Here is a 21,048-nt window from a genome sequence, read left to right on the forward strand (position 1 = left end):
ACCCCCGGCCGAGGAAGCGCCCGGTTGGTTACAACGGTTCCAGCCAGCCCCAACGGTCGGCGGTCTTGCCGGTGAACAGGCCGAAATAGAGTTCCTGGAGGCGACGGGTGATCGGGCCGCCCTTGCCGCTACCGACCTTCTTGCCGTCCACGGAGCGGATCGGCGTGACTTCGGCCGCCGTGCCGCACATGAGGATTTCGTCGGCGAGGTAGAGGTACTCGCGCGGCAGGTCGCGTTCGACCACGTCGATGCCTTCCTCGCGCGCCAGCGTCATCAGCGTATGGCGGGTGATGCCGGTGAGGATCGAGGCACTGGCCGGCGTGGTGTGCAGGACGCCGTCGAAGACGAGGAACAGGTTCTCGCCCGCGCCTTCGCTGAGCAGGCCCGTCGACGCCAGCGCGATGCCTTCACCGAAGCCCAGGCGGCGCGCTTCGCGGGCGATCAGCTGGCCGGAGAGGTAGTTGCCACCGGCCTTGGCGCCGGCGGGAATCGTATTGGGCGCGAAGCGCTGCCAGCTCGATACACAAGCGTCGATGCCGTTTTCCAGCGCCTCGGGGCCGAGGTAAGGGCCCATGGGCCACGTCGCGACGGCCACGTCGGTGGGGCATTCGGCCGAAAGGCCGAAGCCACCCAGGCCACGGAAGGCCACGGGGCGCAGGTAGGCGGCCTTGAGGTCGTTCTTCTTGACGACGTCGCGGCAGGCCTCGGCCAGTTCGTCGACCGAGTAGGGGATCTCGATGTCGTAGATCTTCGCCGAGAGGAACAGGCGCTTCAGGTGGTCGGTGAGGCGGAAGATGGCGGCGCCATCGGGTGTCTCGTAGCTGCGGATGCCTTCGAACACCGACGAGCCATAGTGCAGCGCGTGCGCCATCACGTGGACGGTGGCCTCGCGCCAGGGCTTGATCTGCCCGTTCTGCCAGATCCAATCGGGGTAGTTCTGCGACATGGGTACGCTCCGGAGGGGACCGCCCATGATAACGGGTACGGCCGCCACCCACATGGCGCGTCGCGTCAGTGCGGTGGCGGATGGAACTCCAGTCTCATCCCGGCGGGCGTAGCCACAGGCATCCGGAATCCCTCACCACGCCGAAGTGCGCGCGACGGGTCGATCCGTCGCCGCCAGGGCCTGAGGTCACCGCGTCGATGCCTCCACCCTCACTGCCTTCCAGCGAGACCAGGGGTTGCCGCACCAACGCTTCCATGGAACGCAGGCTGTCCACGGTACCGCCGCTGCCGTAGCCGTTCCACAGGATCAGTCCGCCGATGCGGTTGGCACTGCGGGAGGCGAAGGCTTGCGCCACGCCGTCGCGCAATTCGGCGAGATCCTTCGCGCAGAGCAGGCCGGCCGAGGGGCCATCCGGTGCGACCGCCAAGGCGGAGGATGCCGCCGCAGGCATGACCGACGTGGCGCCGACACTGGTGCACGGCTGGTCACTGAAGACGGGGCGGCCGTCGGACCCGACACAGCGATGGATCGCGGTCTGCGCGGCGGCGGGCAGGGCGAGGAAAAGCAGCAGGAGCAGGGCGATGGCGCGGATCACGGAGCGGAACACGGTGGCGAGCGGTGCGCCATCATCCCCGGCGGCGCCTCATCGAAGGGTGACGGCGCGCACGTTTATCGCTCGGCGAGCCGCTCCAGCACGGAGGTCGTCGCCCGCGCGCGGTTGATCGTGTAGAAGTGCAACCCGGGCGCACCGCCGTCCAGCAGGCGCTGGCACAGTTCCGCCACCACCTCGGCACCCAGGTCGCGCACCGCGGCCGCGTCGTCGCCGTGGGCTTGCATGCGCTTCACGATCCAGCGCGGGATTTCCGCACCGCATTGCTCGGAGAACCGGCGCAACTGGCTGAAATTGGCGATCGGCATGATGCCCGGCACGATCGGCACCTGCACGCCCAGCTTCGCCACGTCATCCACGAAGCGGAAGTAGGCATCCGCGTTGAAGAAGTACTGGGTGATCGCGCCATTGGCGCCCGCATCGACCTTGGCCTTGAAGTGCCTGAGATCGATCAGCGCGTTCTCGGCCTGGGGATGGGTTTCCGGATAGGCCGCGACCTCGATATGGAAATGGTCGCCGCTGTACTCGCGGATGAAGGCGACCAGTTCCGCCGCGTAGCGGAAATCGCCAGGGGTGGCCATGCCGGAGGGCAGGTCGCCGCGCAGGGCGACGATGCGGCGACAGCCCGTGGCCTTGTAGGTGTCCAGCAGCGCGGCGATCTCAGCCTTCGTGCCACCCATGCAGGACAGGTGTGGAGCCACCGAAAGGCCATGCTCGGCGCGCAGGCGCTTCACGGTGTCGTCGGTGTAGCTGAGCGTCGACCCGCCCGCGCCGAAGGTCACCGAGACGTAGTCGGGTGCGTGCGCCTTGAGACGGACGACCGCCGCATCGAGCTGCGCGCGCTGCTCGTCGGTCTTGGGCGGGAAGAATTCGAAGCTGATGGCGGGCATGGGCGATCTCGCGTGGATGTCCGCAGTATAAATATCTTTCCATCCAGATGGAAAGATGTCCGTACGCCGAGATACAAATATGGGCGAATCCGGACATCCCCCGAAGACATCGCGGGCGCCTAATGGGACTACACACTGGAGTAGTCCATGAAAACCATCGTCCTCGCCGCCGTTCTCGCGTTCACCGCCACATCGGCCACCCAGGTTGCCGCCGCGGACCAGCCCACGACCAGCCGCCGCACCGAACTTTCCCAGCACGACCTCAGCATCCCCGGCTGGGAGGAAGTACAGCTGCGCGTCGACATCGATCCCGGAAAGACCGCGCCGAACCACAGGCACCCCGGCGAGGAAATCATCTACGTGATCGAAGGCACGTTGGAGTACACCCTCGAAGGCAAGCCGCCGGTTCGCCTGAAGGCTGGTGACGTGTTGTTCGTGCCCGCTGGCGTCGTGCACAAGGCGACGAACGTGGGAACCACCAATGGCGCCGAACTGGGCACCTACATCGTCCCGAAGGGAAAGCCGTTGGTCGAATGGGTGCGTTGAAAGTATCGCCTGTGGCCCATACGCAAGAAGGCGCCCGAAGGCGCCTCCTCGTGACCGCGATGGATCGTTCGATCAGTAGCGGTAGTGGTCCGGCTTGTACGGGCCTTCCACCGGCACGCCGATGTAGTCGGCCTGTTCCTTCGTGAGCACGGTGAGCTTCACGCCGATCTGCTCCAGGTGCAGGCGGGCGACTTCCTCGTCGAGCTTCTTCGGCAGGCGGTACACCGTCTTCTCGTAGGTGTCCTTGTTCTTCCACAGGTCGAGCTGCGCCAGCGTCTGGTTGGAGAAGCTGTTCGACATGACGAAGCTCGGGTGGCCATGGGCGCAGCCGAGGTTCACCAGGCGGCCTTCGGCCAGCATGTAGATGCTGTTGCCCTTGGCGAAGGTGTAGCGGTCGACCTGCGGCTTGATCGTCTCGCGGGTGACGTCCTTCGCCGCGTTCAGGCGGTCGATCTGGATCTCATTGTCGAAGTGGCCGATGTTGCAGACCAGGGCGTTGTTCTTCATCGCCGCCATGTGCTCCAGCGTGATGATGTCCTTGTTGCCCGTGGTGGTGACGTAGATGTCGCCGAAGCCGAGGGTCTCTTCGATCGTCGTGACCTGGAAGCCTTCCATCGCGGCCTGCAGGGCATTGATCGGGTCGATCTCGGTGACGATGACGCGGGCGCCGAAGCCCTTCAGCGAATGGGCGCAGCCCTTGCCCACGTCGCCATAGCCGCAGACGACGGCGACCTTGCCGGCGACCATGAGGTCGGTGGCGCGCTTGATGCCATCGGCCAGCGATTCACGGCAACCGTAGAGGTTGTCGAACTTGCTCTTGGTGACCGAATCATTGACGTTGATCGCCGGGACCAGCAGCTTGCCGGCTTCGGCGAGCTGGTACAGGCGGTGCACGCCGGTGGTGGTCTCCTCGGAGACACCGCGCCATTCGGCGGCGACCTTGGTCCAGAAACCCGGGCGCTCCTTGGCGACGCGCTTGAGCAGGTCCTTGATGACCTGTTCCTCGTGGTTGGCGCCCGGCGAGTTCACCCAGTCCGAACCCTGCTCGAGTTCGAGACCCTTGTGGATGAGCAGGGTGGCATCGCCACCGTCGTCGACGATCAGCTGCGGGCCGAGTTCGCCCGGATGGGTCAGCATGTCGAGCGTGCAGTCCCAGTATTCCTCCAGCGACTCGCCCTTCCAGGCGAACACCGGCAGGCCACCGGCGGCCAGCGCCGCGGCGACGTCATCCTGGGTGGAGAAGATGTTGCATGAAGCCCAGCGGACCGAGGCGCCCAGCTCGCGCAGGGTCTCGGCCAGCACGGCGGTTTCCTTGGTGACGTGCAGCGAGCCGGAGAGGCGCACGCCCTGGAGCGGCTTCTCCTTGGCATAGCGGGCGCGGATCTGCATCAGGCCCGGCATTTCCTCTTCCGCCATGCGGATGCGGCGGCGGCCGAGGGCGGCCTGCGAGATATCGCGGACCTTGTAATCCTGGAAGGTGTCTTTGGTGACGGCGTTCATCTGGCGTAGCTCCGGAGATTCACGGGGGCGCCGTTTGGTGGGACGCCGCGCCGAGCCTGGCCTATGGGGACGTTCCCACGGTCGCAGCGCCCCTCGGCGGGCAAAACGGTCCCCCGATTGTATCGCGGAATCCGGATGCAGGGATGAACACGTCTTTTTCGGTACTCTCAGGGTTTCGACGCCAACCGAGAGTCCGATGGAAGCCGCACGCGATCCCGAGTTCCTCCCCCACGACGGCCCCCTGCGCGAGGACGTGCGCCGCCTCGGCGCCCTGGTCGGCCAGATGCTGGCGGAACAAGGTGGCCAGGCCTTCTTCGAGCGCGTGGAACACGTGCGCACGGCGGCGATCCACCGCCGGCGCAGCGGAGCGGCCGTGGATGCGCTGGCCGAGTCGCTCACGGGCCTGGACGCGGCGGATGCCGAGGCGCTGGCCCGCGCCTTCGCCACCTACTTCCAGGCGGTCAATACCGCCGAGCGGGTCCATCGCATCCGCCGCCGCCGCGACTACCAGCGCGAGGGCGGCGCGCCGCAGCCGGAGTCGCTGGCTTCGGTGCTCGCCCTGCTGAAGAAGGACGGCGTCGGCCGCGACGAACTGGTCCGGCTGCTCGAACGACTGGACGTGGAGCCGGTGTTCACCGCCCACCCGACGGAGGCCGTGCGCCGCTCGCTGCTTGAGAAAGAACAGGAAATCGTCCGTGCACTGGTCGACGAGTTCGATCCCACGCGCACGCCGCAGGAGTTGCGCGACGACGACGCGCGCATCCTCATGGCGCTTTCCGCCGGATGGCAGACCGCCGAAGCCTCGCCGGTGCGGCCCAGCGTGCAGGATGAATTCGACCACGTCGGCTTCTACATCTCCCGGCCGATCTACCGCGTGCTGCCCGCCCTCTACGAGTCGTTGCAGCAGGCCATCGCGGAGACCTACGGCGAAGGCGTGACGATCCCGCGCCTGCTCCGCTTCGCCACCTGGGTGGGTGGCGACATGGACGGCAATCCCAACGTCAACGCGGACACCATCGCCGCCACCCTCGCGGCGCAACGGACGCTGGTGCTGGAGCGTTACATGGAGGAGGTCGCGGGCCTCGGCCGACTGCTCAGCCAGACCGAGGATCGCGTCACGCTGGACGACAAGCTCCAGCGGCGCATCGAGGATTATCGCGAACGCCTTCCCGATGCGGCGGAACGCATCCGGCCCCGCCATGCCGACATGCCCTATCGCGGTTTCCTGACCTTCGTCGCGGCTCGTCTCGACGCCACGTTGCACGAAGGGGGCGAGGCCTATGCGTCGGCCGGCGAGTTCATCGGCGATATCGCGCTGGTCGAGAAGAGTCTTGTCGAACATGGTGGCGTGCATGCCGGTGCGTATGCGGTGAATCGTCTCCTGTGGCGCGCACGCACGTTCGGATTCCACCTGGCGCGCCTGGACGTGCGCCAGGACGCCCGTGTCCACGACGAGGCACTGGCCGCGTTGCTCGGTGACGACGACTGGGTCAACCGCGACACCGCGGCGCGCGTGAAGACGCTGCGGCCTTATGCGGCGGGCGAGCGCAGTTTCGTCGCGGGCGACGATCACGAGGCCGCAGGGATGCTGCGCGCGGTGTTCGCCACCCTGGCCGATTCGCGCAAGCGTTACGGCCCGGAGGCCACTGGGCTCTACATCATCAGCATGGCCGAAACGGCGGCGGACGTACTCGCCGTGCTGGCGCTCGCGCGGCGGGGCGGCTTGCTGGAAGACGGTCGCGTGCCGCTCGACATCGCGCCGCTGTTCGAGACCATCGACGACCTCGCCGGTGGTGCGGAGACGCTCCAGGCGTTGCTGGACGACCCCGTCTATCGCGCCCATCTCAAGGCGCGTGGCGACCGGCAGTGGGTGATGCTGGGTTATTCCGACAGCGGCAAGGACGGCGGAACCGTCGCGTCAAAGTGGAGCCTGCAGCGCGCGCAGGTGGAACTGCTCGACGTGGCTTCGAAAGCCGGTGTTCGCGTGGCCTTCTTTCATGGCCGCGGCGGTTCGGCGAGTCGCGGTGGATCGCGCATCACACCGGCCCTGATGGCCTCGCCACGCGGTTCCGTCGGCGGCGTGCTGCGCGTCACCGAGCAAGGCGAGGTGATCCATCGCAAATATGGTATCCGCGCACTCGCCGTGCGCAACCTGGAACAGACGCTCGGCGCCGTGATGCGTGCCTCGTTGCGGCCGCGCGAGGTCGAGTCACGCGAGGCCGCGTGGAAAGAGACGATGGCGCGGCTTTCCGGGGAAAGCCGCAAGGCTTACCGCGCCTTCGTCGACACCGAGGGTTTCGTGGATTACTTCAGGGGCGCCACGCCTATCGACGTGATCGAGCGCATGACGCTCGGCTCGCGTCCGGCGCGCCGGCGCAGCATGAAAGGCGTCGAGGACCTGCGCGCGATTCCATGGGTGTTTTCCTGGACCCAGTGCCGCGCGGTGCTTACCGGCTGGTACGGGCTCGGCGCCGCGCTCGACGCCGTAGCGCGGGAGTGCGGTGAGGAAGCGCTGGTGCGCATGGCCCGCGACTGGCCCTTCTTCTCGACCATGCTCGACGACGTGGAAATGGTGCTGGCCAAGGCGGATATCGACATCGCCGAGGCCTTTTCCCGCCTGGCCGGTCCCTTGCACGAGCGCTTCTTCCCGATGATCCGCGAAGAGTTCGAGCGAACCGTCGCCTGGTTGCTGAAACTCAAGGGCGCGAAGGAACTGCTGGCAGCCGAGCCCCGGCTGGCCACCTCGATCCGCCTGCGCAACCCGTACGTGGACCCGATGAGCCTGCTCCAGGTCGACCTCTTGCGGCGCTGGCGCGCCACTGGCGGACAGGACGACGCCCTTCTCAGTGCCCTGGTCGCTTGTGTGAACGGCGTCTCACAAGGACTTCAGAATACGGGTTGAGGGCTAAAGCCCCGCCGGGGCCTGCCGACATAACGGCCATGGGCACCCGTTCGGGGTGCTCCACCACTCCGGTAGGATTCCATGAACCAGAACAGCGACCGCGCCGGCCGGCGCGGCATGAGTGTCGGCGCGCGGTTGACCTTGCTCGTCGTCGGCATCGTCGCCCTCGGCATCGCCTTGCTCACCGTCGTCGTCACGACCATGGCCTCGCGGGAACTGGAGGCCAGGGCCCGCGAGGACCTCGCCCGCGGCAACCGGGCCATCATCGGCACGGTCAATACGTTCAGCGGTGCGCTGCTGGCCGAGTCCGACCGCTTCCTCGGCGTATACAAGAGTTACTTCCCCGGAAAGTTCACGGTCGACGACAAGCACCGCGTGATGATGGCCGGGCACACCGTGCCCTTGCTGTTGCATGACGGCAAGCCGTTGAACAACGATTTTTCGCTGACCGACGAGTTTTCCGCGCGGGCACATGTGGTGGCGACGCTGTTCGTCCGCGATGGACCCGACTTCGTTCGTGTCACCACCTCGTTGAAGAAAGAGGATGGCTCGCGCGCCGTCGGAACCTCCATCGATCATGCCCATCCCGCCTTTCCCTTGCTGCTCACGGGCAAGTCGTATGGCGGTCCGGCCGTGTTGTTCGACCGCCCGTACATCACGCGCTACGAGCCGATCAAGGACGAGGCGGGCAACGTGCTCGGCGTCTTCTTCGTCGGCGTGGAGATCGGCAAGGAGATGCAGTCGCTGCAGGACGAGATCGCCGCGATCCACATCGGCCAGAGCGGCTATTACTCCGTCGTCGATGCCAGTGCCGGAAAGCGGTACGGCACGCTGATCGTCGATCCGTCGATGACGAACGATGCCGCGAAGGCACCCGGCGCCGCCCTCAAGATGCTCGACGAGGATGGCCAGCCGATCTTCGGCCGCATGCTGTCAGGTGGGAAAGGCGAGCTACGCTATCGCGTCGCTGTGGGCGGCCGGTCGGTGGACCGGCTGGCCGTCTATGCGACCGATCCGGCGTGGAGCTGGCTCGTCGCGGGCACGGTGGACATGGATGAACTCCTCGGCCCGGTGCGGCACATGCGCCTCATCGCCGCCGCGACCAGCATCGCCCTGGTCGTTGCCTTGTGCCTGCTCCTGATCTTCGCGATACGCATGCGTATCACCCGGCCGCTGGCCGATGCCGTCGAGGCGGCGCGACGTCTCGCCGAGGGTGACCTCACGGCGCGGCTCGCTTCCGCGCGTGGCGACGAGATCGGCCAGTTGATGCGTTCCATCGACGGCATCGGCGACGGTCTCGGCGACATCGCGCGCTCCGTGCGCAAGGCCGCGGCCAGTATGACGGGCAGCACCTCGGAGATCGCGGCGGGCAATGCCGATCTGTCGTCGCGCACGGAAACCCAGGCGCACGAGCTTCAGCTGACGGCGTCCAGCCTCGACCTGCTCACGCGTACGGTCCGCGACAACGCGGGTCACTCGGCGAGGGCGAGCGCGCTGGCGGCCGATGCGAGCGTGGCGGTGCAGCAGGAAGCCGGCGCGATGCAGGAGGCGGTGGAAGCGATGAACGGTATCCAGGCCTCGGCGCAGCGTATCGCCGATGTCATCGGCATCATCAACGGCATCGCCTTCCAGACGAATATCCTCGCGCTCAATGCCGCGGTGGAGGCGGCGCGGGCGGGCGAGCAGGGCAAGGGCTTCGCCGTCGTGGCGGAAGAGGTGCGCCATCTCGCCCAGCGCAGCGCGTCGGCGGCGAAGGAAATCGAGTCGCTGATCACCGAATCGGTGGCCCAGGTCGACGCTGGGCACGGCCTGGTAACGGACGCGGGACGCAACATGGAAACGGTGCTGGGCCGCATCCGCGCCGTGGCGGACCTGATGGGCAACATCAGCCAAGCCTCGGGCGAACAGTCCGAACAGATCGGCCGGATCAACCATGCCGTCTCGCGGATGGACGACTCGACCCAGCAGAACTCGGCCCTGGTCGAAGAAGCCGCGGCCGCCGCGAAGAGCCTGGAAGACCAGGCCGCGGAACTGGCCCGCGTGGTCGAGGTGTTCCGGCTATAAAGCGATGCCCGGTGGGAGCCGGCCTTGTCGGCGATCCCGCGGCAGCGGGCCAGGTTGAGGCAAGCACCCATCGCCGCTGAAGCGGCTTCCCACCCATAGCGTCGAGCAGACCGGGCAGGAGCAGACCGGTAGGAACCAGACCTGTGGGAGCCGGCTTTGCCGGCGATCCCGCGGCAGCGGGCCAGGTTGAGGCAAGCACCCATCGCCGCTGAAGCGGCTCCCACAAGGGGTGAGGGCCTTTCGGGCGGCCTGGATCGGGTGGGCTTTGTCAGCCTTCCAGCTCTTCCCAGCGCGCGAACGCCACGTCCAGTTCCGCCTGCAACCTGGCCAGTTCCTCGTTGCCGCGCGTGATCGTCGCGGCGTCCTGCTGGAAATACTTCGGGTCGTTCATCGCGGCGGTACGGCGGGCGATCTCGGATTCGAGTTCCTCCAGCTTCGCCGGTAGCAATTCGAGCTCACGCTGCTCCTTGAAGGAGAGCTTCTTCTTTGGCGCCACCGCGACGGGTGCGGCGACGGGTGCCTGTGCCGACGCCGGCGTGGATGCTTGCGCCGATGCGGACGATGCCTCGGACGTCGACGAAGACCAGGCAGCCTTCGACCCGGCAGGCTTCGCGGCCACGGCGGGCTTCTGCCGCAACCAGTCGCTGTAGCCGCCGATGTATTCGCCGACCACGCCATCGCCTTCGAGCACCAGGGTGCTGGTCACCACGTTGTCGATGAAGTCGCGATCGTGCGACACCAGCAGCAGGGTGCCGGTGTATTCGTTGAGCAGTTCCTCGAGCAGTTCCAGTGTCTCCACGTCGAGGTCGTTGGTCGGTTCGTCCATCACCAGCAGGTTCGACGGCTGGGCGAACAGCTTCGCTAGGAGCAGGCGGTTGCGTTCGCCTCCGGAAAGCCGCGTGATCGGTGCGCGCGATCGTTCGGGCGAGAACAGGAAATCCTGCAGGTAGCCGACGATGTGCTTGCGTTGGCCGTTGAGCTCGATGTATTCGCGGCCCTGGGCCACGTTGTCGAGGGCGTTCAGCCGGTCGTCGAGCGTGGAGCGATGCTGGTCGAAATACGCTACTTCCAGGCCGGTGCCCAGCGTGACCTCGCCTTCCTGCGGCTTGAGCTCACCCAGCAGGATCTTCAGCAGCGTGGACTTGCCCGCTCCGTTCGGACCCATGATGCCGACACGGTCGCCGCGCATGATCGTCGTGGAGATATCGCGCAGCAGGGTGCGTCCGCCGTAGGCCTGGGTGACGTGCTTGGCGTCGATCACCTTGCGTCCCGAGGATTGGGCGGTGGCGAGGGTGATCCTGGCGTTACCGGCTTGCTCGCGGCGCTGGGCGCGCTCATTGCGCATCGCCTTCAGTGCGCGCACGCGGCCTTCGTTTCGCGTGCGCCGCGCCTTGATGCCCTGGCGGATCCACACTTCTTCCTGAGCCAGCTTGCGGTCGAAATGCGCCTGGGCCTGGGCTTCCGCATGCAGGCGTTCCTCGCGGCGGCGCAGGTAGTTGTCGTAGTCGCCGGGCCAGCTGGTGACCTGGCCGCGATCGATCTCGACGATACGCGTGGCCAGGGCGCGCAGGAAGCTGCGGTCATGGGTGATGAAGACGATGCTGCCGGCGAAGCCCTTGAGGAAGGTTTCGAGCCAGGCGATCGCCTCGATGTCGAGATGGTTGGTCGGCTCGTCGAGCAGGAGCAGGTTCGGGTCGCGAACGAGCGCCTGGCCGAGCAGGACACGGCGCTTCATGCCGCCGGACAATTCGGAGAAATCGGTGTCCGCCGGCAGTTCCAGGCGTTCGATCACTTGCTGCACGCGTGAATCGAGATCCCATGCGTTGTGGGCCTCGATCTGCGACTGCACGTCGCCGAGCGCGTCCATGTCGCCGGTCTCCAGCAGGTGGTGATAGCGCGCGAGCAGGTGGCCCAGTTCGCCCAGGCCATCGGCCACCACGTCGAAGACGCTGCCCGAGGTGTCCTGCGGCACTTCCTGCGTGAGGCGCGCGATGCGCGTGCCGCCTTGCAGGCGGATCTCGCCATCGTCCGGGTGCAGTTCCCCGGCAATGAGCTTCATCAGCGTCGATTTGCCGGCGCCATTGCGCCCGACGACGCAGACGCGTTCGCCGGCATCGAGGGAAAGGTCGACCTGTTCGAGCAGGAGCGGGCCGCCGACGCTGAAGTCGACGTTGAGGAGTTGGATAAGGGACATCCGGATATTGTACCCGGTGGCGCCTTGCCACCCCATGACATTGCCCGTTTGATGGGAGGCCCTGCTCCGGTAGGAGACCAAGCCTGAAAGGAGACCAAGCCCTGGTGGCAGCCGACCTTGTCGGCGATCCCGCGGCAGCGGGCCAGTTCGAGGCAAGCACCCATCGCCGACAAGCTCGGCTCCCACCAGAACGCGGCTACAGCGTGTCCACCCGGTAGCGCGTGTGCTGGCGCCATACCGCGCCGGGGCGCAGGATCGCGCCTTCCGCATCCGTGCCATTGACCTGGTCGGGAAAGGCCTGGGTCTCCAGTGCGAAGCCGGCGAAGGGCCCGTACGTGTCGCCGTTCCGCGACGGCTGCCCGGTGAGTTTCTGCCCGCTGTAGAACTGCAGGCCGGGGCGGTCGCTCTCGACGGTGAGACGGCGCCCGCTGGATGGTTCCACGACTTCCGCGACCACGCGTGGCGCCTGGGCCATCGATGGGCGAGGGATATAGCAATGGTCGAAGCCGCCCACCAGCTGCAGTTGCGGATCGGGCCAGTGCAGGCGCGAGCCGATCGGCGCCGCTTCGCGGAAATCGAAGGCGGTGCCAGCCACGGGCTGGCGTCCGACCGGTATCGCCCCCGCATCGATGGCCAGGAATTCGTCCGCGTCGATCCGGATCATGTGGTCGCGGATGTCCGGCCGCCGGTCGTTGAGGTTGAAGTACGGATGGGCGGTCAGGCTGAGCGGCGTGGGGGCGTCGCTGGTGGCGATATAGCGCAGGTCCAGCGTGCCGTTATCGTCGAGCCGCACGCGCAACTCGACCTTCACTTCGCCGGGAAACCCGCCGTCACCCTCGGGCGACACCAGACGCAGCACCAGGTTCTCGCCTTCCGGCTCCACGTCCCAGCGCTGCAGGTGAAACCCGTAGTTGCCGCCATGCAGGTGGTTGCCACCATCGTTGCGATCGACCTTGTAGTCGATGCCATCGAGCCGGAAGCGTCCGCCGCGAATGCGATTGGCCCAACGGCCGACGATCGCGCCCATGTACGCGTTGGAATCGATGTACTGCCCCGCGTCGGCGTGACCGAGTAACACCTCGCCCACGCGGCCCTGACGGTCCGGGGTCTGCCAGGAGAGCAGGGTGCCGCCGAGGTCGGATATCTCGACCTGGGTGTCTCGCGCGTTGCGCAGGGTCCAGCGGTGGAGCGGGCGGCCGTCGGGGAGTTGGCCCCAGGCGGTGGCGTTGGATACGGGCATGGGTGAAGCGTTTCCCTGCGGAAGGCGATCAGGTCGCCGCCGTCTTGCGATGGAGGTCGAGGTATTGGCGCGGCGTGCAGTCGTATTCGCGACGGAACACCGCGTACATGTACTGGAGCGAGGTGAAACCACAGCGAAGCGCGATGTCGGCGAGCGGCGTGTCTGAATTCGTCATGAGATCGCAGGCGGTGTCGAGCTTGTGCTTCAGGATCACCTGGTGCACGGTCTGCTTCAGTTCGCGCTTGAAGTGTTCTTCCAGCACCGTGCGCGACACGCCCACGTAATCGGCCACCTGTTCGGTCTTGATGCCCAGGCAGCCGTACTGGCGAATGTAGTGACTCGCCCGCATCACATGCGGGCTGCGCATCGGCTGGTACTTGCTCGACACTTGCACGTTGATGCCGACTGGCGGCACCAGCACGCGCGTGCCCGAACAATCCATGCCGCGCAGCATCTGGTGCAGCAGGTGGGCGGCCGTGCGGCCCATTTCCTCCGCGCCCTGGATCACGGAGGTGAGCGGGATGCGGGTGAGCAACTGCGCCATCGGATCGTTGTCGATGCCGACGATGGCGATCTGCTCGGGTACCGCGAAGCCGCCGATCACGCATGCCTGCAGCAACTGACGGGCGCGTGCGTCGGTGACGGCGATGATGCCGATCGGCTTGGGCAGTTCGGCCAGCCAGGTGACCAGTTCCTCCACCGCCATGCCCCAACCGCCCGCGCTGGTCGGCGAGCCCTGGTAGACCATCCCCTCGACCGATTCCTCGTCCACGATCGCCTGGAAGGCATGCTCGCGCTCCTGCGCCCAGCGGCTGCCGGGATGGGGTGGTATGCCGTAGAACGCGAAACGGCCGAGGCCTTGTTCGATGAGGTGGTCGTACGCCAGCCGGATGAGCCGGGCATTGTCCGTGGCGATATAGGGCACGCCGGGGGGATAGTCGGCGGGATCGTGGTACGAGCCGCCGATGGCGACCACCGGGATGTGCAGGTCGCGCAATGCGTCGGGTGCTTCCGGATCGTCGAAATCGGCGATGACGCCGTCGCCGCGAAACTGGTGGATGTCGCGCATGCGGCTGCGGAAGTCCTCCTCCATGAAGAGGTCCCATTCCACGCGCGTACTGTTGAGGTAATGCCCAATGCCGGCGATGACCTGGCGGTCGTACACCTTGTTGGCGTTGAACAGCAAAGCGATTCTGTGGGGAGACATGGGGTTCCGTCGAAGGGGCATCGCCGGCAGGGCGGTTCCCACTCGGACCTCATGCGAGGCCACTCGGACCTCCTGCGGGGATCGGTGGGAGCCGACCCTGTCGGCGATGATCGCCAGTCGCCGAAAACTATCAGGCTTTGCGTTATCTGACCATGACGCAGCGCGGCATCGAAAAAGAGCCGGCCCCCGTCGGAAATCGCAATTGCGCGCAATAGGCGCCGCTCGTCAGGATCGTCGGGATTCGTCCCCACGTTTGTCAAGGAATTGTTATGTCGTACTTTTCCAGCGTCCCCAAAATCAGCTACGAAGGCCCCGGCAGCGACAATCCGCTGGCGTTCCACCACTACGACCCGAACAAGCAGGTGCTCGGCAAGAGCATGGCCGAGCATCTCCGTCTCGCCACCTGCTACTGGCACACCTTCGTCTGGCCGGGTTCCGACGTGTTCGGCGCGGGTACCTTCGAGCGTCCCTGGCAGACGGCAGGGGAGCCGATGGCCAAGGCCCGCGAGAAGGCCGACGCGGCGTTCGACTTCTTCTCCCGCCTGGGCACGCCTTACTACACCTTCCACGATACCGACGTGGCGCCGGAAGGCGACAGCCTCGCCGACTACAAGAAGAATTTCGCGGCGATGGTCGACGTGCTCGAGAAGAAGCAGGCCGAGACCGGCGTGAAGCTCCTGTGGGGCACCGCCAACGTGTTCAGCAACCCGCGCTACGCCGCCGGTGCCGCCACCAATCCGCAGCCGGAAGTGTTCGCCTATGCGGCCACGCAGGTACGCCACGCGATGGAAGCCACGCATCGCCTGGGCGGAGCCAACTATGTGCTGTGGGGCGGCCGCGAAGGTTACGACACCCTGCTCAACACCGACCTGAAGCGCGAGCGCGAGCAGCTCGGCCGCTTCTTCCAGATGGTGATCGAGCACAAGCACAAGATCGGCTTCAAGGGAACGATCCTGATCGAGCCCAAGCCGCAGGAGCCGACCAAGCACCAGTACGACTACGACACCGCCACGGTCTACGGTTTCCTCAAGGACTTCGGGCTGGAGAACGAGGTCAAGACGAACCTCGAGGCCAACCACGCCACCCTGGCCGGCCATTCGTTCCACCACGAGGTCGCGACCTCCATCGCGCTGGGCCTGTTCGGTTCGATCGACGCCAACCGCGGCGACCCGCAGAACGGCTGGGATACCGACCAGTTCCCGAACAGCGTGGAAGAGTTGACCCTGGTCACCTACGAGATCCTGAAGGCCGGCGGTTTCACCACGGGCGGCTTCAACTTCGACACCAAGGTGCGCCGCCAGAGCAGTGCGCCGGAAGATCTCTTCCACGGCCACATCGGCGCGATCGACGCATTGGCCCTCAGCCTGGAACGTGCGGCGAAGATGATCGAGCGTGATGCGCTCGCCGACTTCAAGGCGAAGCGCTACGCAGGCTGGGATGCCGATTTCGGCCAGAAGATCCTGCAGGGCGGCTTCACGCTGGCCTCGCTGTCCGACGAGGCGATCGCCCGCGACATCCATCCGAAGCATGTCTCCGGTGGACAGGAGTTGCTCGAGAACATCGTCAACCGCTATATCTATGGGTGATATGACCCCCGACATGGACGCTTCGGCACGCATGTACCTCGGTATCGACCTGGGCACGTCCTCGGTGAAGGCCGTGCTCATGGACGAGGCCGGCGAGGTGCGCGCCAGCGCGACCAGCCCGCTGGAGGTCTCGCATCCGAAGCCACGCTGGTCGGAACAAGACCCGGCCACGTGGTGGAGCGCCACCGAGATGGCCGTTGCCGAGGTCCTCAAGGGAACCGATGCCCGCCGCGTGGCGGCCATCGGCCTGTCCGGGCAGATGCACGGCGCCACGCTGCTGGATAAGTCCGACGCTATCCTGCGGCCCGCCATTCTCTGGAACGATGGCCGCTCGGATATCGAATGCGCGGAACTGGAGCGGGTGCCCGGTTTTCGCTCGATCACGGGCAACCTCGCCATGCCCGGGTTCACCGCGCCGAAGCTCGCCTGGGTGCGCAAGCATGAGCGGGAGGTGTTCGATCGCGTCGCCAAGGTGCTCCTGCCGAAGGATTACCTGCGCCTGCGCCTCACCGGCGAATACATGACCGACGCGTCCGATGCGGCCGGCACCCTCTGGCTCGATGTCGAGAAACGCCAGTGGAGCGATGCCATGCTCGCCGCGACGGGCCTCGACCGGTCGCACATGCCGCAGGTGTTCGAGGGCAGCCAGCCCGCGGGACGCCTGCGCCAGGAACTGGCCGAACGCTGGGGCATGGACACCGTTCCGGTAGCGGCCGGCGGTGGCGACAACGCGGCGGGCGCGGTGGGCGTGGGCATCGTGCGCCACGGCCAGGCCATGCTTTCGCTGGGCACGTCGGGCGTCTATTTCGCCGTGTCCGATGGTTTCCGTTCGAGTCCCGAGCAGGCGGTGCACAGCTTCTGTCATGCCTTGCCCGATACCTGGCACCTGATGTCGGTGATGTTGAACGCGGCGAGCTGCCTCGATTTCACCGCGAGGCTCACCGGCCAGAAGGACGTGCCCGCCCTGCTTGCCGAGGCCGAGGCTAAAGGCCTTCAGGGAAACGGTCCGCTGTTCCTGCCCTACCTCACGGGTGAGCGTACGCCGCACAACGACGCGCACGCGCGCGGCTCGTTCACGAACCTGGGCCCGGGCACGGATCGCGCCGATCTCGCCAACGCCACGCTGGAAGGGGTGGGGTTGGGCCTGCTCGACGGTCTGCTGGCGGTCGAATCGACCGGCCTCGTGGCCGACGAAATCACCGTGATCGGTGGCGGTTCGCGCAGTGCCTACTGGACGCAGATGCTCGCCGATATCCTCGGCAAGCGGCTGATCCTTCGCAGTGGCGGCGAGGTGGGGCCCGCGCTCGGGGCGGCACGCCTCGCGCGCCTCGCCATCGAGCCGGGCGCTTCCCTCGATGCCGTTTGCCCGATGCCAGCGGTCACCGCCGTGCGCGAGCCCGATGCAGCGCGTCATGCTTATTTCCTGCAAACGCGCCACCCTTTGTTCCGCCGCTCTTACGAGCAGTTGAAGCCGCTGTATTCCGACGCCGCTCGCGGCGACGATTTCCGCCCTTCCTGAAGGGCGATCCCATAAGCATGGAGATGAGCATGAAGCAGAAGGCCCTATATACGTTGCTGGCCGTATCGATGATCGGTGCCGGCCTTTTCGCGGCGCCGCAGGCGCACGCCAGCAAGGAAAAGCCGGTGATCGGCTTCTCCATCGACGACCTGCGCGTGGAGCGCTGGACGCGCGACCGCGACTACTTCAAGGCCGCGGCGGAAGCCAAGGGTGCCACCGTGTCGGTGCAGTCCGCCGACGCCAACGAACAGAAGCAGATCCAGCAGATCGAGAACCTGATCTCGCGCAAGGTCGATGTCATCGTCATCGTGCCGTTCAATGCCAAGACGCTGACCACGGTCGTCGCCGAGGCGAAGAAGGCCGGTATCAAGGTGATTTCCTATGATCGCCTCATCCTGAATGCCGACGTCGACGCCTACATCTCGTTCGATAACGACAAGGTCGGCCAGATGCAGGCCCAGGGCGTCGTCGACGCGGCACCGAAGGGCAATTACTTCCTGCTCGGTGGTGCCCCGACCGACAACAACGCGAAGATCCTCCGCGAAGGCCAGATGAAGGTCCTGAAGCCGCTGGTCGACAAGGGCGACATCAAGATCGTCGGCCAGCAGTGGACCAACGAATGGCTGGCCTCGAACGCGCAGTCGATCATCGAGAACGCGCTCACCGCCAACAAGAACAACATCCAGGGCATCGTCGCCTCGAACGACGGCACCGCCGGTGGCGCCATCGCCGCCCTGAACGGCCAGAAGCTGGCAGGCAAGGTGGCCGTGTCGGGCCAGGATGCCGACCTCGCCGCGATCAAGCGGATCAAGGCCGGCACGCAGACCATGACGGTCTACAAGCCGATCAAGGAAATCGCGACGGAAGCGGCGAACCTGGCGGTGAACCTGGTCCAGGGCACCGCGCCGAAGTTCACCTCGAAGATGAGCAACGGCAAGAAGGATGTGGATACCATCCTGCTCACCCCGACCCTGCTGACCAAGAAGAACGTGGACCTCGTGGTCAAGGACGGCTTCTACACCCAGGCCCAGGTCGGCCCGTAAGCGTAAGATCGGCGATGCCCCGCCCGGTGCGGGGCATCGTCCAGCGAAAGGAGTACCGGTGAGCGAATACCTGTTCGAGATGCGCCAGATCGTCAAGGAATTTTCCGGCGTGCGCGCGCTCAATGGCATCGACCTGGCCGTGCGGCCCGGCGAGTGCGTCGGCTTGTGCGGCGAGAACGGCGCAGGCAAGTCCACCCTCATGAAAGTCCTGTCCGGCGTGTACCCGTATGGCACGTGGGAAGGCGAGATCCTGTTCGACGGCAAGCCGCTGAAGGCGTACTCGGTGCGCGACAGCGAGGAGGCCGGCATCGTGATCATCCACCAGGAGCTGATGCTGGTACCGCAGCTCTCCGTCGCCGAGAACATCTTCCTCGGCAACGAGATCCGCAAGTTCGGCGGTGTGATGGACTACGACGCCATGTATGCCAAGGCCGAGGCGCTGCTCGCCCGCCTGAAGCTCAAGGATGTGAACGTGGCGGCCCCCGTGATGAATTACGGCGGCGGCTACCAGCAATTGTTCGAGATCGCCAAGGCGCTGGCGAAGAACGCCCGCCTGCTGATCCTCGACGAGCCGTCCTCGTCGCTGACCTCGTCCGAGACCGACACGTTGCTGTCGATCATCGAAGACCTCAAGCGCGACGGCGTGGCCTGCGTCTACATCTCGCACAAGCTCGAGGAAGTGGCGCGGGTGTGCGACACGGTCACCGTCATCCGTGACGGCAAGCACATCGTCACCAAGCCGATGAGTGAGATGACCACCCATTCGATCATCACCGCCATGGTCGGACGCGACATCGAGAACCTGTTCCCGAAGGTCGAGCACGACATCGGCGAAGTGATCTTCGAGGCCAGGCACGTCACCTGCTGGGACGTGGCCAATCCGAATCGCAAGCGCGTCGACGACATTTCGTTCCAGATCCGCCGCGGCGAGATCCTCGGCGTCGCCGGACTCGTCGGCGCCGGCCGCACCGAACTGGTGTCGGCGATCTTCGGCGCGTACCCGGGGCGCTACGAGGCGGAGCTGCTGCTCGAGGGCAAGCCGATCAAGGTCAAGTCGCCCGAACAGGCGATCAAGGCCGGGCTGTCGCTGGTCCCCGAGGATCGCAAGCGGCAGGGCATTGTTCCCTTGCTGGGCGTGGGCGACAACATCACGCTGGCGACGCTTTCACACTACGCCCGTGCGGGCCAGATCGACCGCCAGGCCGAGTTGCAGACCGTGGAAGCCGAGATCAAGCGCCTGCGCGTGAAGACGGCGAGTCCCGAGCTGGCCATCGTCGGCCTGTCCGGCGGCAACCAGCAGAAAGCGGTGCTGACCAAGATGCTGCTGCCCAAGCCGAAGGTGCTGATCCTCGACGAGCCCACCCGTGGCGTCGATGTCGGCTCCAAGTACGACATCTACAAGCTGATGTTCGAACTGGCCGCCAAGGGCGTGGCCATCATCATGGTCTCCTCGGAGATGCCCGAAGTGCTCGGAGTCAGCGATCGCGTCCTCGTCGTGGGCGAGGGTAAGCTACGTGGCGATTTCCAGAACGTCGACCTTACCCAGGAACAGGTGCTCGCCGCGGCGATCTCGCATGCCGCCGAAGGGCCCGCGCACGCGGCCTGATCCTCCGAAAACCATTCACGCGTTACCAGGGAAGCCTTCATGCAGGCCCAGAAAGTCCAGCAACTGTTCGTCCGCTACAAGATTCTCGCCCTGCTCATCGCGGTGGCGATCATCTGGGTGTTCTTCCACCTGAAGACCGAATCGGCCTTCATCACGCCCGGCAACCTGTCCAACCTGTTCCGGCAGATGGCGATCACCGGCATGCTCGCCTGCGGCATGGTGTTCATCATCATCGCCGGCGAGATCGACCTTTCCATCGGCTCGCAACTCGGCCTGCTCGGCGGCGTGGTGGCGATCCTCACGGTGAACCAGGGCTGGGGCACGTGGCCGGCGATCTTCGCCGTGCTCGGGCTGGGCCTCGTCATCGGTGCCTTCAACGGCTTCGTCGTCACCAAGATGCGGGTGCCCTCGTTCATCGTCGGCCTGGGCGGCATGCTGGCCTTTCGCGGCATCGTGCTCTACATCACCGGCAGTTCGACGATCGCTCCCGCGCCGGACGACCTGATCGCGCTGGGCCAGGGCTTCGTTCCGCCGGCGCTGTCGCGCTGGATCGGCGCCGTGATCTTCCTCGCGATGGTCGCCCTGACCGTGCGCCGCCGCCTTCGCCGCGGGAAGCTCGGCCTGCAGCAGGGCGCGTTGTGGGTCGACATCGCCCGCCTGGTGGCCATCGGCGCCTTCATCTTCGGCTTCGTGCGTATCCTCAACGACGCCAACGGCATTCCCATTCCGGTGATGATCCTGCTCGGCCTGCTCGCCGTGTTCACCTATGTGTCCACGCAGACGGTGTTCGGCCGGCACATCTACGCCGTCGGCGGCAACATGGAAGCCACCCGCCTGTCCGGCGTCAACGTGGCGCGCGTGAAGCTGGTGGTGTTCGCCTTGATGGGCCTGATGTGCGCCTTCGCAGGCATCATCACCGTGGCCCGCACCGGCTCGGGATCGCCCTCCGCCGGTACCGGCGGCGAACTGGATGCCATCTCGGCCTGTTTCATCGGCGGCACGTCCATGCGCGGCGGCTCGGGCACGGTCTACGGCGCCCTGATCGGCGCCCTGGTGATGGCCAGTCTCGACAGCGGCATGCAGCTGATGGACGTCGATAATTCGTGGCAGATGATCATCAAGGGCGTGATCCTCGCCCTGGCCGTCTGGGTGGATGTCCTCTCCGGCTCCAACCGCAACGGCTGATTCCAGGCAT

15 protein-coding genes and 1 riboswitch are annotated in these 21,048 nt (G+C 66.1%); of the genes, 8 read left to right on the forward strand and 7 right to left on the reverse strand.

Annotation, left to right across the window (positions count from 1 at the left end):
- Window positions 1–28: 28 nt before the first annotated feature.
- The 3 genes from ACN9M2_RS02730 to metF all read right to left on the reverse strand — a co-directional run bounded on the left by ACN9M2_RS02730 (window position 29) and on the right by metF (window position 2,446).
- On the reverse strand, window positions 29–946 hold the full coding sequence (locus ACN9M2_RS02730) for a branched-chain amino acid transaminase (protein WP_426286646.1): 918 nt from the start codon (window positions 944–946) through the stop codon (window positions 29–31).
- A gap of 94 nt (window positions 947–1,040) precedes the next feature.
- Entirely contained in the window at window positions 1,041–1,553 is a 513-nt protein-coding gene (locus ACN9M2_RS02735; protein ID WP_426286647.1) for a DUF4124 domain-containing protein, read from the reverse strand.
- Window positions 1,554–1,615: 62 nt separating this feature from the next.
- On the reverse strand, window positions 1,616–2,446 hold the full coding sequence (gene metF / locus ACN9M2_RS02740) for a methylenetetrahydrofolate reductase [NAD(P)H] (RefSeq protein ID WP_426286648.1): 831 nt from the start codon (window positions 2,444–2,446) through the stop codon (window positions 1,616–1,618).
- Window positions 2,447–2,593: 147 nt separating this feature from the next.
- Here metF and ACN9M2_RS02745 point away from each other — a divergent pair, with 147 nt between their 5' ends.
- On the forward strand, window positions 2,594–2,992 hold the full coding sequence (locus ACN9M2_RS02745; protein ID WP_426286649.1) for a cupin domain-containing protein: 399 nt from the start codon (window positions 2,594–2,596) through the stop codon (window positions 2,990–2,992).
- A gap of 72 nt (window positions 2,993–3,064) precedes the next feature.
- On the opposite strand, the gene ahcY is transcribed toward ACN9M2_RS02745, so the two are convergent.
- Window positions 3,065–4,492 (reverse strand): adenosylhomocysteinase, encoded by a 1,428-nt coding sequence (gene ahcY, locus ACN9M2_RS02750; RefSeq protein ID WP_426286650.1) that lies wholly within the window; start codon window positions 4,490–4,492, stop codon window positions 3,065–3,067.
- 18 nt (window positions 4,493–4,510) lie between these two features.
- A riboswitch (S-adenosyl-L-homocysteine riboswitch) is annotated at window positions 4,511–4,593 on the reverse strand.
- Window positions 4,594–4,688: 95 nt separating this feature from the next.
- On the opposite strand from ahcY, the gene ppc reads away from it, so the two are divergent.
- Together ppc and ACN9M2_RS02760 are read left to right on the forward strand one after the other, a co-directional pair.
- Window positions 4,689–7,394, forward strand: coding sequence for a phosphoenolpyruvate carboxylase (gene ppc, locus ACN9M2_RS02755; protein WP_426286651.1), 2,706 nt, complete (start codon window positions 4,689–4,691; stop codon window positions 7,392–7,394).
- Window positions 7,395–7,475: 81 nt separating this feature from the next.
- Window positions 7,476–9,458 (forward strand): methyl-accepting chemotaxis protein, encoded by a 1,983-nt coding sequence (locus tag ACN9M2_RS02760; RefSeq protein ID WP_426286652.1) that lies wholly within the window; start codon window positions 7,476–7,478, stop codon window positions 9,456–9,458.
- 268 nt (window positions 9,459–9,726) lie between these two features.
- On the opposite strand, the gene ACN9M2_RS02765 is transcribed toward ACN9M2_RS02760, so the two are convergent.
- The 3 genes from ACN9M2_RS02765 to ACN9M2_RS02775 form a co-directional block, all read right to left on the reverse strand.
- On the reverse strand, window positions 9,727–11,652 hold the full coding sequence (locus ACN9M2_RS02765; protein WP_426286654.1) for an ATP-binding cassette domain-containing protein: 1,926 nt from the start codon (window positions 11,650–11,652) through the stop codon (window positions 9,727–9,729).
- Between the two features lie 196 nt (window positions 11,653–11,848).
- The gene (locus tag ACN9M2_RS02770; RefSeq protein WP_426286655.1) at window positions 11,849–12,892 is read right to left on the reverse strand and encodes an aldose epimerase family protein; all 1,044 of its coding nucleotides are present in this window, start codon (window positions 12,890–12,892) and stop codon (window positions 11,849–11,851) included.
- Between the two features lie 28 nt (window positions 12,893–12,920).
- Entirely contained in the window at window positions 12,921–14,099 is a 1,179-nt protein-coding gene (locus ACN9M2_RS02775) for a XylR family transcriptional regulator (protein ID WP_426286656.1), read from the reverse strand.
- Between the two features lie 269 nt (window positions 14,100–14,368).
- Between ACN9M2_RS02775 and xylA the strand changes: the two genes are divergently transcribed.
- From xylA to ACN9M2_RS02800, 5 genes are read left to right on the forward strand one after another with little or no spacing between them, the layout of a single operon-like run.
- Window positions 14,369–15,685 (forward strand): xylose isomerase, encoded by a 1,317-nt coding sequence (gene xylA, locus ACN9M2_RS02780; protein WP_426286657.1) that lies wholly within the window; start codon window positions 14,369–14,371, stop codon window positions 15,683–15,685.
- Window positions 15,678–17,204: a xylulokinase gene (xylB, locus tag ACN9M2_RS02785; RefSeq protein WP_426286658.1), complete on the forward strand. Its 1,527-nt coding sequence runs from the start codon at window positions 15,678–15,680 to the stop codon at window positions 17,202–17,204. The genes xylA and xylB overlap by 8 nt, the downstream gene beginning before the upstream one ends.
- 29 nt (window positions 17,205–17,233) lie before the next feature.
- Window positions 17,234–18,247, forward strand: a complete 1,014-nt coding sequence (gene xylF, locus ACN9M2_RS02790) for a D-xylose ABC transporter substrate-binding protein (RefSeq protein ID WP_426286659.1) — start codon at window positions 17,234–17,236, stop codon at window positions 18,245–18,247.
- A 58-nt stretch (window positions 18,248–18,305) separates the two neighbouring features.
- Window positions 18,306–19,853, forward strand: coding sequence for a xylose ABC transporter ATP-binding protein (locus tag ACN9M2_RS02795; protein ID WP_426286660.1), 1,548 nt, complete (start codon window positions 18,306–18,308; stop codon window positions 19,851–19,853).
- A gap of 39 nt (window positions 19,854–19,892) precedes the next feature.
- Entirely contained in the window at window positions 19,893–21,038 is a 1,146-nt protein-coding gene (locus ACN9M2_RS02800; protein WP_426286661.1) for a sugar ABC transporter permease, read from the forward strand.
- Window positions 21,039–21,048: the final 10 nt, after the last annotated feature.

The organism is Luteibacter sp. E-22, from assembly GCF_049913125.1.
Taxonomy (GTDB): Bacteria; Pseudomonadota; Gammaproteobacteria; order Xanthomonadales; family Rhodanobacteraceae; genus Luteibacter.

Coding starts and splice junctions, on each gene's coding strand:
- ACN9M2_RS02730 (WP_426286646.1), bottom strand. CDS start 946: ATGTCGCAGAACTACCCCGATTGGATCTGGCAGAACGGGCAGATCAAG.
- metF (WP_426286648.1), bottom strand. CDS start 2,446: ATGCCCGCCATCAGCTTCGAATTCTTCCCGCCCAAGACCGACGAGCAG.
- ACN9M2_RS02745 (WP_426286649.1), top strand. CDS start 2,594: ATGAAAACCATCGTCCTCGCCGCCGTTCTCGCGTTCACCGCCACATCG.
- ahcY (WP_426286650.1), bottom strand. CDS start 4,492: ATGAACGCCGTCACCAAAGACACCTTCCAGGATTACAAGGTCCGCGAT.
- ppc (WP_426286651.1), top strand. CDS start 4,689: ATGGAAGCCGCACGCGATCCCGAGTTCCTCCCCCACGACGGCCCCCTG.
- ACN9M2_RS02760 (WP_426286652.1), top strand. CDS start 7,476: ATGAACCAGAACAGCGACCGCGCCGGCCGGCGCGGCATGAGTGTCGGC.
- ACN9M2_RS02765 (WP_426286654.1), bottom strand. CDS start 11,652: ATGTCCCTTATCCAACTCCTCAACGTCGACTTCAGCGTCGGCGGCCCG.
- ACN9M2_RS02770 (WP_426286655.1), bottom strand. CDS start 12,892: ATGCCCGTATCCAACGCCACCGCCTGGGGCCAACTCCCCGACGGCCGC.
- ACN9M2_RS02775 (WP_426286656.1), bottom strand. CDS start 14,099: ATGTCTCCCCACAGAATCGCTTTGCTGTTCAACGCCAACAAGGTGTAC.
- xylA (WP_426286657.1), top strand. CDS start 14,369: ATGTCGTACTTTTCCAGCGTCCCCAAAATCAGCTACGAAGGCCCCGGC.
- xylB (WP_426286658.1), top strand. CDS start 15,678: ATGGGTGATATGACCCCCGACATGGACGCTTCGGCACGCATGTACCTC.
- xylF (WP_426286659.1), top strand. CDS start 17,234: ATGAAGCAGAAGGCCCTATATACGTTGCTGGCCGTATCGATGATCGGT.
- ACN9M2_RS02800 (WP_426286661.1), top strand. CDS start 19,893: ATGCAGGCCCAGAAAGTCCAGCAACTGTTCGTCCGCTACAAGATTCTC.